Here is a 12,417-nt window from a genome sequence, read left to right on the forward strand (position 1 = left end):
GCTACTCAACGTTTGAGTGGGTCTGTGCCAGCAAAAATGCCTGCTCCTCATCATCGACGCCTGCACGGCGATCCAAATGAAAAATGACGGCGAATACGACGCTGGAGAAAATCACCCCTAGCATTTGCCAGACCATCGGAAACGGTAGGCCTAGAGGCGCGTAGTCAACACTGTTGGCCCATGGCACTGCAGCCACTTGCCATAAGAATGGCAAACAAAGCATCCACAGATGCGGGCGCTTGCTTTTGCGATCGCGTATGAGCGGTAAGGCGCGTTCGGTCATGATCGATTACCTTTTTTATTATTGTGCAGTCACAGTGCACACCTGGAACGTAAGGCTAAGCTGCCTACCTGTCAAAACGTTTCTGATGAAAAGTGGAAGAATTAAGCAAATACTGGATAAAACCCGTGAAAAAATGGATAAATATTTTAGATCAGCACAAATGTGCAGCATGACTGCACAAAAAACTTGATTATCGTGCACTCATACCGTACAAAACATCTATCGCTTGGAGTAACAGAGCGTGCTAGGAAAACGATTGAATGAGTTGCGTGTCTCGCGCGGATTGTCGTTGCGAGCCTTGGCTGCCGAGACAGGATTGTCTGCGACTTTGCTGAGTCAGATTGAAAGAGAAGTGACTGAACCCAGTCTCATGACCCTGCGCAGACTCAGCAGTGTGTTCGGAGAGTCCATGTCGGCTCTTTTCTCCGATCCAAGCGCCCCGAGCGTGTGGATTAGTCGCCCAGGCGATCGAACCACTCTCATCGGCCCAAAGGGTGGCGTGAGCTACGAACGCCTGACCCGGGGAAACGGGCAAATGGAAGTCTTGCGGGCGGTTTTTCAGCCGGGTCAGTTTTCGTCTGAAATCCCGCTGAGGCATCCGTCGCTCGAAAGCGTTTACGTGGTTCGAGGTACGCTCAAAGCCGTCATTGGCGACATGCCTTACGTCGTCACCACCGGTGAAAGCATCACATTCGACGCTAGCGCTGCACATCGATACATGAACGAAGGACAAGAGGATGTGGAGATCATCATGTCGATCACCCCTCCGGTTCCTTGATATTTTGAGACCATCCGAAGGGTTTGCAGATGAACAGAAACGATGTCGACTGGTACGGCTACATCCCGGCAATAACCACCCCCTTTACCCGTGAAGGCGACTTAGATCTGAATGGTTTGGCTGGCCAGCTCGAATGGTATATTCAACAGCGTATGCATGGTGTGGTGCTGGCGGGCACCTCGGGAGAATGGTTCAGCCTGAGCGAATCGGAACGGGCCCAATTGTTCAGTGAGTCTGCACGCACCATCGACGGCCGAATGACCGTGATTGGCAGCTGTAATGCCTTCACTGCGGCTGAAGCCATCCGCCACGCCCATGCCGCCGAACGCGCCGGGCTGGACGGAATTCTGCTGACCCCTCCCCCCTACATCGTTCCTAGTGCCAATGAGCTGGTGCAGTTCTACCAAGACGTATCCGACGCTACCAATATGCCGATGTGTATTTACAACTGGCCGCGGGGATGTGTTGTCGATATGGATGTCGATTTGCTGGATCGTCTGGCCGACATCGAAAATGTAGTTGCCATCAAGAATTCGACACCGAATTTCGCGGCTTTTCTCGACGGGCTTTATCGACTGTCGGGCAAGGTTCGTTACTTCAATGTTCCAACCTCAAAGCTCGGGGCGGACCTGGTTGAACTAGGGCACGGCGACGGCTTGATGGGCGCTGGCGGCGTTCTGGGAAGCGACCACCCGGATTTCTGGAACCTGATACGCACTGGCGAAAAGACCCGCGCAATCGAGCTGGGCGAACGTGATCGGGTGATCATGAAAGCGTGGTTCAACAAGGATTTTGCCGGGAACTTCGGGAGTGCCCAAGCCATCCTCAAAACTGCCTTGCGTCTGCGTGGGGTGCCGGCAGGCTTCGTGCGTCGGCCATTGATGGAGCTTAACGAGGTTGAAGTCGCGTCGGTGGCGGCAACCTTGACCAGTCTGGGCATCGAAATCGTTAACCCGACTGCACAGTGAACGCGCTAATGACTGTCATGTCCAAACAGGCCGAGACACAGGATACGGTTGACTGCCTGGTGATTGGCGGCGGCCTGCTGGGAAGCGCGGTGACCTACTACCTGGCGAAGGCCGGCGCCACAGTGCGCCTGGTCGAGCGCGCGCAACTGAACAGCGCAGCGTCGAGCCAGAATGCTGGCAGCCTGCACTTTCAGCTCGAATACCGCATGATCGAGAATGGCTCCGAAGCCGCCCGCAAGGCAGCAGAGGCGATGCCGTTGCACCTTGATGCGCAAAACGCCTGGGCCGGCCTGGAGAAGGAGCTTGGCATGCCAGTGGGCGTCTCTCAGCACGGTGGTTTCATGGTTGCAGAGACGCCTCAACAGATCGAAACCTTGAAGCAGAAAGTAATGCTCGAACGCGCCAGTGGCTTGGACGTAGAGCTGCTGGATGGAGCTCAAGTGCGTAGCCGTGCGCCCTACCTCAGTGAACAAATACTGGGCGCAGCATTTTGTGCAACAGAGGGTAAAGCGGATCCGCGCAGTTGCGTTCTGGCCTATGCTGCGGCAGCTGCCCGCCTTGGCGCCCGCATCAATAGCGGCCTTGGCGTAAGCACACTGAATTATGAACAAGGTGTGTGGCGAGTGCATTTCAGTGATGGCAGCGAATGCAAGGCTCGCACACTGGCCATTACCGCCGGCGCCTGGTCAGGAAGATTAGCGGCCATGGCCGGCATCAGCCTGCCTGTCAGTCCAGTCGCGCTGACCATGACCACGACCGTGCGCACTTCTCCTATGATCAACCATCTGATTCAACACGCCGGGCGTCGTCTTTCGCTCAAGCAAACCGGCGACGGTAACATTCTCATCGGCGGCGGCTGGCCTGCACGTTTGCATCATGTTAATGGCGTGATCGACCTGGATCGCCGACCCGAGCTTTTGATCAGCTCACTGACTGGCAATATGAGTGCCGCGCTGGCAGTGGTCCCCGCGCTGAAAAAACTTTCTATCCTGCGGGTATGGACCGGTACTACGGCCCTGGTAGCGGATCAACTTCCGTTGCTGGGTGAAGTTCCCAAAAGTCACGGCTTATACATTGCCACGGGAGGGTCAGCTTTTACGTTGGGCCCCACCTACGCAAGACTGCTCGCCGAACGCATTCTCGGCCGACCCGCAACGCTGGACATCACGCCTTTCGATCCACGTCGCTTCGGGAGCCTGACCCTTGCCTGATTCCAGACGCATTGAGCTCGTGGCGGATTTACGCCCTGCTCCCATCCAAATACTCGTGAATGGTCATCAGACGTTGTGTTATCCGGGTGAAACCGTAGCGACCGCATTACTGGGTGCCGGTATTCGCGGCTTCCGCCGTAGTGTGACCGACACCTTGCGCATACCGGTATGCAACATGGGTGTCTGTTACGAATGCATGGTCAAGATTAACGGACTGGAAGCCCAACGCAGTTGTATGACCCTCGTTAGTCCGGGAATGTGCATAGAGGTGACCGATGAAGCTTGAAACCCTTAACTATGATCTTGTAGTGGTCGGCGCAGGGCCGGCGGGCCTGACAGCGGCACTTCTGGCCAGTGACGCCGGATTGCACGTCGCAGTCGTTGATGAGCAGGCGGCGCCCGGTGGACAGATTTTTCGCCAGCCTCCCTCGACCTTCAACGCCCCTCCGAGTAGTGCATTTGCCAGTTACCCATTCGGAAAAAAACTGCTTGAGCAGGCACGCAACGACATTCGTATAAAATGGTATTTCTCGACCTGTGCCTGGGGGGTCTTCCATCCTGAAAAAGGTGGAGTTCAACTGGCGATTGTCGAGGGAGAACACTCTTATTTGCTTGACTGCAGCAAACTACTGATCGCTACAGGCGCGTATGACTTACCCGTAGCGTTCCCTGGCTGGACTCTCCCTGGTGTAATGACGGCTGGAGGAATCCAAACGCTTCTTAAAAGTCAGTTTCTTTGTTCGGCACAGCGTTATGTGCTCGCCGGATCCCACCCGTTGTTGCTGTTGCTGGCGGGGCAGCTCGTAGACGCCGGCGCGCAGATCGAGGAAGTAGCGATCGCGCGACCTCGACCAAAGGTTTGTGAACTATTGGAAGGTTGGCGTGCACTACCAGGTCACTGGCGAATGTTTGGTCAACTTGCAGGAATACTCTTCAAGTTGTGGCGCAAAGGGGTGCCCTTACGCTTTTCGACTATCGTCACCCGGGTTCAAGGCAAGGAAGGTGTAGAGCGCGTTACATTAAGCAGCGTCGATACCAACTGGGCCAGCCTGCCAGGTACCGAACGCCATCATATTGTCGACGGACTCGCCATCGGCTATGGCTTACTGGCGAGTACCGAACTTGCCCGTCAGGCCGGTTGCAGTGTCAACTGGAATCCCGAACGTGGTGGATGGGTTGTCGATCATGACGACACGATGCGCACCTCTCTGGAGCATATTTACGTCGCCGGAGAACCTTGCGGTGTAGCGGGTGCCGAAATGGCTCATTGCCAAGGTAGACTGGCGGGCACATCCATAGTCGCAGCGCTGAGGCCTGACTCTACTCTATCCGCAATATCCGCTCGCAGGGCACTCGGACGTGCAAAGCCTTTCGCAGACACTGTTGCGACTTTTTTTGCGCCTCGCCTGGATGCACTCACCAAACTCGCTGATAGCGAAACGCTGATTTGCCGATGTGAAGACGTAACCGCCGGTCAAGTGTGCGATTTTCTCAAAAAGCATCCCCATGTTTCCTCAGTCAACAGCGTAAAACTCGCCTGCCGCAGCGGCATGGGCCCATGCCAAGGTCGTTATTGCCAACACACTGTTGCCCATTTGGTGTCGGCTGAACGAAATATCGCTGTCAATCAGACGGGTGCCTATACCGCTCAAGCACCGGTCAAACCAATTCCACTGGCTAGCTTGGCCCTCGTCCAGCAGGATTAAGCAGCTTACGCGGTCATCCACACAAACCATTTTTTTGCTGACAAGTAGCGACGAGCATCAGGCCAAAATACAGGCCTGATTGAACTGAAGAAATGGAGCAAGGCCAGCGCAAGCGATTGTCAAAACGACACTGGTGGTGGGCTTGTCGAGACAAGTCACCGTAAAAATCGGTGAGAGACCTTCCTATAAAGAATGGAGGTCCGAAGCAAATGAGCGTTTATGTTTTTAATCCGCATACCCCCAAAGTCGATACAGGGGTACGCATGAGTACACCTCCTAAAATTATAAATACCTGCAGGTGAAGTCATGAATATCAAACAAAAGCTGACCTGGGCGTTTGCCGCTATCGCGTGCGTGCCGGTCATTCTGGTTGCCGTGCTGGTCGTGTTGAATCTGCGTGAAGGGGCCGTGACCAGCTTCCTCGACAGCAGCGGCCGCGAGATCCGCCAGATCGACAATGGCATGAAGCAGTTTTTCGACGGCATCAGCCAGAACGTGGAATATTTCGCCAAGGATCCGCGGGTCATCGCGGCCAGGGACCTGAAAAATTACAGTGGTGCCGGCGCTGCACAGATCCCCCTTACTGAAACCAATCGACAGCTATTGGAAATCTTCGACAGGTTCGCCAAAAGCCATCCGAACACCGCGTATTTATCCGTCGCAACGGATGACGGCGGCTTCGCCGGTTGGCCTGATGACAAGACCATAGCCAACTATGATCCACGCTTGCGTCCATGGTACAAAACTGCGATGAGCGCACCGGGCAGTACCCTGCGTACAGACGCCTACTATTGGGCACCCGATGACGTGACGCTGATCTGCACCGTGCACACCATTATTGACGCGAACGGCAAAGTTGTGGGGGCAATGGGAATTGATGTGTCGCTCAATCAACTCACCGAACTGGTCAAAAAGCTCAAGCTAGGCGACAGCGGCTATCTGATGCTGGTGGAGGGTAACGGCAACGTGCTGGTGGACGCCAGCGATGCCAAGCACAACTTCAAGCCCTTAGCCGACCTGGGCCCCAACTACGCTGAGTTGGCCAAGCGCGGCGACGGCGTGACCCAGATCGACATCGACGGCGTGGCCTACATGGCCAACGTGGTCAGCTCCAAAGACCTGGGCTGGCGCTTTATCGGGCTGATCAAGCGCGATGAAGTGATGGCCGGCGCCACCCGGCTGACCTGGCTGATCGCGGCCATCGCCGCTGCATTTGCCGTGGTGTTCGCCATTGTCGGTGCCAGTTTCGCCAGCATGATCGTGCGTCCGATTCGCGACGTGGCCGACGGCCTGCAAGAGATCGCCGAAGGTGAAGGCGACCTCACCCGCCAGCTCAAGGTGCAAGGCAAGGATGAAACCGCCAGCCTGGCCGGCTGGTTCAATCAATTTCTGGGCATGATCGCCCAACTAGTGCAGCGCATCGGCAACGCCTCCTCGGACCTGCAGACCGCCGCCGCAGAAACCAGCGAAGTGGCCCATAACCTGAACCAGGCTGCCGGCCGTCAACGCGAAGCCGTGGAGCTGGTGAGCACGGCGTTCAATGAAATGGTGGCCACCGCCAACGAAGTCGCGCGCTCCTGCAGCGCCGCCGCCGTCAGTGCCGACCAAGGTTACCGCGACGTACACGGCGGCCAACAGCATATCGGCGAAGCCACCGGTAGCGTGCTCAAGCTCAGCGAAGACCTGCAGAAGTCGACCCAAACCATGCAACTGCTGGAGCAGGACAGCAAGAACATCAACACCATCCTCGACACCATCCGTTCGATTGCCGAACAGACCAACCTGCTGGCGCTCAACGCTGCCATCGAGGCCGCACGCGCCGGTGACCAGGGCCGTGGCTTCGCGGTGGTCGCCGACGAAGTCCGCGCCTTGGCCCGACGCACCGCCGACTCCACCGGCGAAATCGACAGCCTACTCGGCAACCTAGCCCGTCGTACCCTGGAAGTCACACAGCAAATGCAAGGCAGCCTGCTGGTGTCTCACACCAGCGTAGAACGCATTCACCAAGCTCGCGACAGCTTCGACAAGATCCGTGGCTCGGTAGACTCGATCCGTAACCAGAACACCCAGATCGCCACCGCCGCTGAAGAGCAGCACCTGGTGGCCGAAGAAATAAACCGGCACATCGCGCAGATCCATGCCGATGCGCAATTAGTCGAGGGTTTTGCCGTCTCGGCGAAGACCGGAGCGAGTCGGTTGACCGATATCTCCGGTCAGCTCAAGAGGTTGGTGGGCCGGTTCAAGTTCTGATTCCTACTTCCCCGCTGGCGCCACAAACGCGAGGCGCCTTCACGCGGATAATCAACTTAAATGACTGCGTAAATCGATTGCCGCTCTGCGATCACTTTCGAGCAGTCCACGAAATGGCATGTATTGGTCTAATTCGGCGTCAGAGTCACCGCTACCAGCGATCGAACTGCTGTCTCAGCCAGCCCCCCCCTGCGCGACGGTGTCAGAGCCGCACACCAACACATCAGTGCTGACGCCCCGATCAAGCAGACCCGCCAGCCCTTCCCGTCCCACTTGCAAGGTCGCAGGTGGAGCGAGCAACTGCAATGGAACCTCGGCGATACAGTGTTTCTTGAGTTCGGCAGCTTTTATCGCATACTGGATTTGATGGCGAAGGCAGTTGCTCGCCATCGGCCAGCTGTACAGAGCTGTAGATCTACCGAAACGTCATTCATGGGGCTCGTTCATGGTGGTCATGAACATTCCTTAAAGTCGGACTTAGCTAAGGCACTTACATTAAGGGCATTGGATTGGTGGTTATTTGAGCTCTCACGCTGCAGACGGAGGACTTGTGAGGACGCTCACACCCATTCCGCTCCAGCCAAGGATGGCAACGAAAAGATTAAAATCAAAGAATTATCCTACCGATGCTCCGAAGACACGGAACACCGGATTCTTACTTCGAAGTTGAGAGCTGCCTGGTAGATGTCGTTAGGTTATGAATGCACCCATCCAGTAAAGAGGGCTATCACTACATCTGAAATTGCTTTACCAGCCTGTTCAATTCGACCGCTAGCTTTGTGAGTTCGGACGTCGCAATAGCTGTCTGACTTGAGCCCTCTGCCGCTTGATATGAAAGATCACGGATACTCACCAGGCTGCGATCTACCTCCCTTGCAACCTGGGCCTGCTCTTCCGAAGCGGTCGCAATCAGGACGTTGCGCTCAGTAATATTGTCGATAGATTCGGTAATCTCCACCAACGCGGAACCAGCTCCTTGAGCAGTGTCCAGCGTTTTCTGGGCTTGGGTGTTTGTGTGAGTCATTGCAGACACAGCAGAGCCAGTGCCTTTTTGAATTGAGCTAATCATCTGCTCAATTTCACTGGTTGATTGCTGAGTACGATGAGCTAAAGCTCGGACTTCATCAGCGACTACTGCAAAGCCTCGACCCGCCTCACCGGCGCGAGCGGCTTCGATAGCCGCATTCAACGCAAGAAGATTGGTCTGTTCGGCGATAGCACGTATCACATCCAAAACCTTGCTGATGTCGGTGGCCATTACTGCGAGCCCTTGTACCTCTTGGGATGCGTCTTCAACATTTGCGACCATCAGGCTGATGGCCTGCACGGTTTCATCGACGCGTGCACGACCAGCCAACGCTGCGGAGTTGGATCGATTGGCTGCTTCAGACGCTTGCGAGGCATTTCTAGCTACCTCTTCTACCGCTGCACTCATCTCAGTAACGGCAGTTGCGGCCATTTCAACTTCGTTGTTTTGACGCAGCATGCCTTTATTTGCGTCTTCGGTGACAGCATGCATTTCTTCAGAAGTCGACGCCAGCTGGTTGGAGGAATCAGATATCAAAGAAAGAGTATTACGTAAACCCTGCTGCATTACATTTAAAGCCCGCATAAGCCTAGCAACCTCATCGTGACCTTGAGCCTCAATAACTCCGGTGAGATCGTTTTTAGCAATGCGCTCAGCAATAGCGAGTGATTGGCTTATCGGGCTGGTAATGCTTCGTGTGTACATCAGAGCTAATGCAATAGCAGCCAAGATGCTGATCAATATAAATGCCCCAACTGCCAACTTAGCTTGCTCATAGGTTCTGCTAGCTTCCTCCCCGGCTCGTTTAGCTTTGTTATTATTCACTTCTATTATTTCTTTGATATAGTTTTCAACAACGTCAGCAGATTGTTTCATCGACTCGCTGGAAAGCTTGACTGCCTCATCTAAACTCCCTGAAGAAATCAAAGACAAATATTGATCTTGCACCAATTGATAGCTGGCAAGGCTTTTTGAAAGCTCATCAATTTTCTGCTTGCCTATCGGGGTTACGATGAGAGGTTGCAAATTCGACAGCGAATTCTGGATATTAACTCTAGCCTTATTTAATTCTTCTAGAGCTTGAGCTTTGCGACTTGCGGGCTCTACAGGGTTACGCAAACGTGCGTTGCTACCTCTTATGCTTACAAACTCTCTGTCAATCACCCCAAGTATAGATATGCTGGGAACAACATTTATTTCAACGAAGCTTTCAGAGTCCTTCAAGCTTGAAGCCTGTTTGAGGGCAATGATCCCCAGAGTAATAATCATAAGGCAAAATAAACCAAAGCACAGAGCCGAACGTGGAGCAAGGTTGAGTTTGCGCAGTATCATAATAAGAGCCTCTTTTGAATTACAAGCTGTGTCGTCAATCCTCAGGCTCTCTTAAGTACCGTTCGTCGAGCAATACGATCTAGCCCGGAAAGGTTGGCCTTTTACTCGATGTATTGTGTTTCTAGATGTAAAGCTGAAGCCTTATCCCGAAAAGTCGCCAAAATTAGGATTCAGGGCATGCCGATGGTATCAAATGAAAATTTTCAATTAGTGCTTAAAAATTAATAAGTCCAGCAGACTATTTACAAGGTATTCCCATTGCATGTAAGTGCTTTAGCCATCCCCAAGCGAGATACTTTGCACTCGCTTTACTGCACTCGGAGCGGTGAGCGTAATTTCGATCAATGTAGCCGACACAAGCTCTGCCAAACCGCCATAGTCAACGATTCACAGATCAAGTGAGGCAACACTTCGGTTTTTCATTCACGACGACTTTGCCATCATTGCCAACGAAACGCAGGCTGCCGGGTGATCGAGCGCTGGATTATCCATAAACCTTGGCCTGCTCCATGGTGCAACTTAATCGAGTGAGTATTCCTATCGGTAGGCGCGTAAGCAAAAGCCGGGGGAGGCAACAAATTGGGCTCCCCCTCCGTCGCGTTACAGCTTGAAACGCGAAACGACAGTACGCAGTTCCCCTGCCAGCAGCGTGAGCTCCTCCGCAGTCACAGCGTTGTCCTCTATGCCCTCCATCAGCGCAACGCTACCGTTACGAATCTCGGTCACATTGCGATTGATATCCTCCGAAACGGCGTGCTGCTGAACCGCCGCGCTGGCTATCTGGGTGTTCATTCCTACGATTTGCTCAACGCCGTCATTGATTGCATCCAGGCTAGTCGACGCCTGATCAGCGGATTCGATGCATTCCTGCGCGCGCAGTTTGCCCGCTTTCATTTGCTCGACGGCGTCGCCTGTCGCCAGTTGCAGCTCTTGGATAATCCGGCGAATCTCTTCGGTTGAGTTTTGTGTGCGCGAGGCCAGAGTTCTGACCTCGTCGGCGACCACCGCGAATCCTCGACCCTGCTCACCGGCGCGGGCCGCCTCAATGGCCGCGTTCAACGCCAGCAGGTTGGTTTGATCAGCAATGTTACGGATCACCTCAATCACGCCGCCGATCTGCTGGCTGTGTTGCGCAAGTGCCGAAACCTTTTGCGCACTGCGCTCTACCTCATCGGCCAAGGCTTCAATAGTCACGCGAGTTTCCTGCATCTTCGCCAGGCCGGTGTTTGAGGACTGGCTGGCGTGCCCAGCGGCGTGGGCGGCACCCTCGGTGTTTTGCGCCACGTCCGCAACGCTGGTTGTCATCTCGTTGATAGCCGTAGCGACTTGTTCGGTTTCGCTTTGCTGGGCGCTCATCGCGCGTTTAGCCCGGTCAATCGACAGCCCAATGCGCTGCGCCGCATCGGAGACCGATTGTGAACTGCGCTCGACCTGAGCCAGCGAAGAGCTAAAGGCCTGCACCATATGGTTAAGGCCGTTGCCCACATCGGCCATTTCATCTTTGCCACGCACTTGAATGCGCACGCTCAGGTCGCCCTGAGCAATCAGTTGGGTGGCAATCAACACATCGTTGATAGTGCGACGCATGGCGCTGTAGATGCCGCTGAACACATACACCAGCAACAGGCCAAGAACGACAAACATGCCGAGAATGAATAGGCGTTCCGACGTTTTTTCCTGAACTCGGCGTTCAAGCGCATTCAGCAGTGCGTCTTGCAGCGTGTCTTGCGCTTTGTACAACTCAGCCACCACCGCATTGCCCTTGCCCGGCAAGTTCTGCACGCCGCTGATGATGTCGCTTGGCGCGTCAATCAATACTTCGAGGTCGGCGCGGAAGCTGTCCAGGCTGGTAAAAGCACGGGTGATCGGCGCCTGAATACTGTCGGCGAGGGCGGGTTCTCTTCTACGCAAAAGTGCCAGGCTTTGCTGCAGTTCTTTATGGATGAGTAACTCATTTTTGAGCATCGACTTGACGACGCTGCGCGTACCCGCATTCAACGTTTGCCCGTCATGCAGCCCGCTGGCCAGCCCGCGCAATTGCCCGACGATATTGATTTGTCGTGGCAGCCTCAAGGTGCTCTGATCGATCATGAACAACGATGCGTAATCTTCATCCAGCACCATGCCCGACGTGGCCGATACGTAGTACACGAAGTTCAACGTCTCGGTGAGCTGATCGTTCCAGTCGTCGAAGATGGCACTCTGGTTGGCATCCGCTTTCGCCAGCTCAATCAAACGCTGCGCCCCAGAGTGCAGACGCTGCACTCGATCACCGGTTTCCAGCTGTGTGTTGAGTTGTCGGTCGGTTGCAGCCAGTTTCGAAAACGCGTCCTCCAACTTCAACTGGTTGGCCGACAGATCGGCTTGAGCGGTTTTATCCCCGCTGAGCAAGCGGTTGGTGAGTGCGCGTTGCAACATTGATAAGCGCAGCACAGGTGTGACGTCCAACAGATAGCGCTGGCCCAATTGTTCCGAGCGAATAACCTCAAGGCTCTCGTTTATCTGATGGATGACGCGCGTACCGAGTAGAACCAGAGGGATGAAGACAATGATTGCGAGCACACCGAATTTCGTGGAGAAGCGTAATCGGTCAGCCAGATGTACGGCAGGAGCAAGGATGTTCATGGAGTTCTCACAGCCCGGATGGGACGGTTTGTAGTTGATGTGTAGTTGAGAACACTCCATTTTCTCGAATGCCTGGCTCTATCTGGCTCATTCGGCTAATCACGTTTTATGTAATTAAACGTTTCAGACATCCTGTCGGCATTGAGACTGAGAACTTTATGAAAACTTGTACAGATATTTATTTTTGTACAGTTTTGGAACCCCTTGAGAGCAGTGATGTCGTCGAGCCATCACCGT

General features: G+C 54.4%; 7 protein-coding genes and 4 pseudogenes. 7 read left to right on the plus strand and 4 right to left on the minus strand.

What is annotated here, in order from left to right:
- Position 1 precedes the first annotated feature (1 nt).
- Positions 2-283 carry a DUF3311 domain-containing protein gene (locus CQ002_RS08365; protein WP_105162190.1) on the minus strand — a complete coding sequence of 94 codons (282 nt, stop codon included), beginning with the start codon at positions 281-283 and terminating at the stop codon, positions 2-4.
- A 256-nt stretch (positions 284-539) separates the two neighbouring features.
- Between CQ002_RS08365 and CQ002_RS08370 the strand changes: the two genes are divergently transcribed.
- From CQ002_RS08370 to CQ002_RS28795, 7 genes and pseudogenes are all read left to right on the plus strand, one after another.
- Positions 540-1,061, plus strand: a complete 522-nt coding sequence (locus CQ002_RS08370; protein WP_189655518.1) for a helix-turn-helix domain-containing protein — start codon at positions 540-542, stop codon at positions 1,059-1,061.
- Positions 1,062-1,090: 29 nt separating this feature from the next.
- Positions 1,091-2,029 (plus strand): dihydrodipicolinate synthase family protein, encoded by a 939-nt coding sequence (locus CQ002_RS08375; RefSeq protein WP_105162188.1) that lies wholly within the window; start codon positions 1,091-1,093, stop codon positions 2,027-2,029.
- 8 nt (positions 2,030-2,037) lie between these two features.
- Positions 2,038-3,240, plus strand: coding sequence for an FAD-binding oxidoreductase (locus CQ002_RS08380; RefSeq protein ID WP_105162187.1), 1,203 nt, complete (start codon positions 2,038-2,040; stop codon positions 3,238-3,240).
- Positions 3,241-3,259: 19 nt separating this feature from the next.
- Complete coding sequence (locus CQ002_RS28785) at positions 3,260-3,526, plus strand: (2Fe-2S)-binding protein (protein ID WP_371919447.1); 267 nt, start codon at positions 3,260-3,262, stop codon at positions 3,524-3,526.
- Positions 3,516-4,946: an NAD(P)/FAD-dependent oxidoreductase gene (locus CQ002_RS08390; RefSeq protein ID WP_105162186.1), complete on the plus strand. Its 1,431-nt coding sequence runs from the start codon at positions 3,516-3,518 to the stop codon at positions 4,944-4,946. Before CQ002_RS28785 ends, CQ002_RS08390 begins: the two co-directional genes overlap by 11 nt.
- A gap of 306 nt (positions 4,947-5,252) precedes the next feature.
- A pseudogene (locus CQ002_RS28790) lies at positions 5,253-6,335 on the plus strand (cache domain-containing protein); the annotation flags it as partial.
- Between the two features lie 324 nt (positions 6,336-6,659).
- Positions 6,660-7,196: pseudogene (locus CQ002_RS28795) on the plus strand (methyl-accepting chemotaxis protein); the annotation flags it as partial.
- Positions 7,197-7,926: 730 nt separating this feature from the next.
- Here CQ002_RS28795 and CQ002_RS08400 read toward each other — a convergent pair.
- The 3 genes and pseudogenes from CQ002_RS08400 to CQ002_RS28805 form a co-directional block, all read right to left on the minus strand.
- Positions 7,927-9,555, minus strand: coding sequence for a methyl-accepting chemotaxis protein (locus CQ002_RS08400; protein WP_105162183.1), 1,629 nt, complete (start codon positions 9,553-9,555; stop codon positions 7,927-7,929).
- A 600-nt stretch (positions 9,556-10,155) separates the two neighbouring features.
- Positions 10,156-10,692: pseudogene (locus CQ002_RS28800) on the minus strand (methyl-accepting chemotaxis protein); the annotation flags it as partial.
- 327 nt (positions 10,693-11,019) lie between these two features.
- Positions 11,020-12,240: pseudogene (locus CQ002_RS28805) on the minus strand (HAMP domain-containing protein); the annotation flags it as partial.
- Positions 12,241-12,417 lie beyond the last annotated feature (177 nt).

This window comes from Pseudomonas sp. MYb13, assembly GCF_002980075.1.
In the GTDB taxonomy this organism is placed as follows: domain Bacteria; phylum Pseudomonadota; class Gammaproteobacteria; order Pseudomonadales; family Pseudomonadaceae; genus Aquipseudomonas; species Aquipseudomonas lurida.

Coding starts and splice junctions, on each gene's coding strand:
- CQ002_RS08365 (WP_105162190.1), bottom strand. CDS start 283: ATGACCGAACGCGCCTTACCGCTCATACGCGATCGCAAAAGCAAGCGC.
- CQ002_RS08375 (WP_105162188.1), top strand. CDS start 1,091: ATGAACAGAAACGATGTCGACTGGTACGGCTACATCCCGGCAATAACC.
- CQ002_RS08380 (WP_105162187.1), top strand. CDS start 2,038: ATGACTGTCATGTCCAAACAGGCCGAGACACAGGATACGGTTGACTGC.
- CQ002_RS08390 (WP_105162186.1), top strand. CDS start 3,516: ATGAAGCTTGAAACCCTTAACTATGATCTTGTAGTGGTCGGCGCAGGG.
- CQ002_RS08400 (WP_105162183.1), bottom strand. CDS start 9,555: ATGATACTGCGCAAACTCAACCTTGCTCCACGTTCGGCTCTGTGCTTT.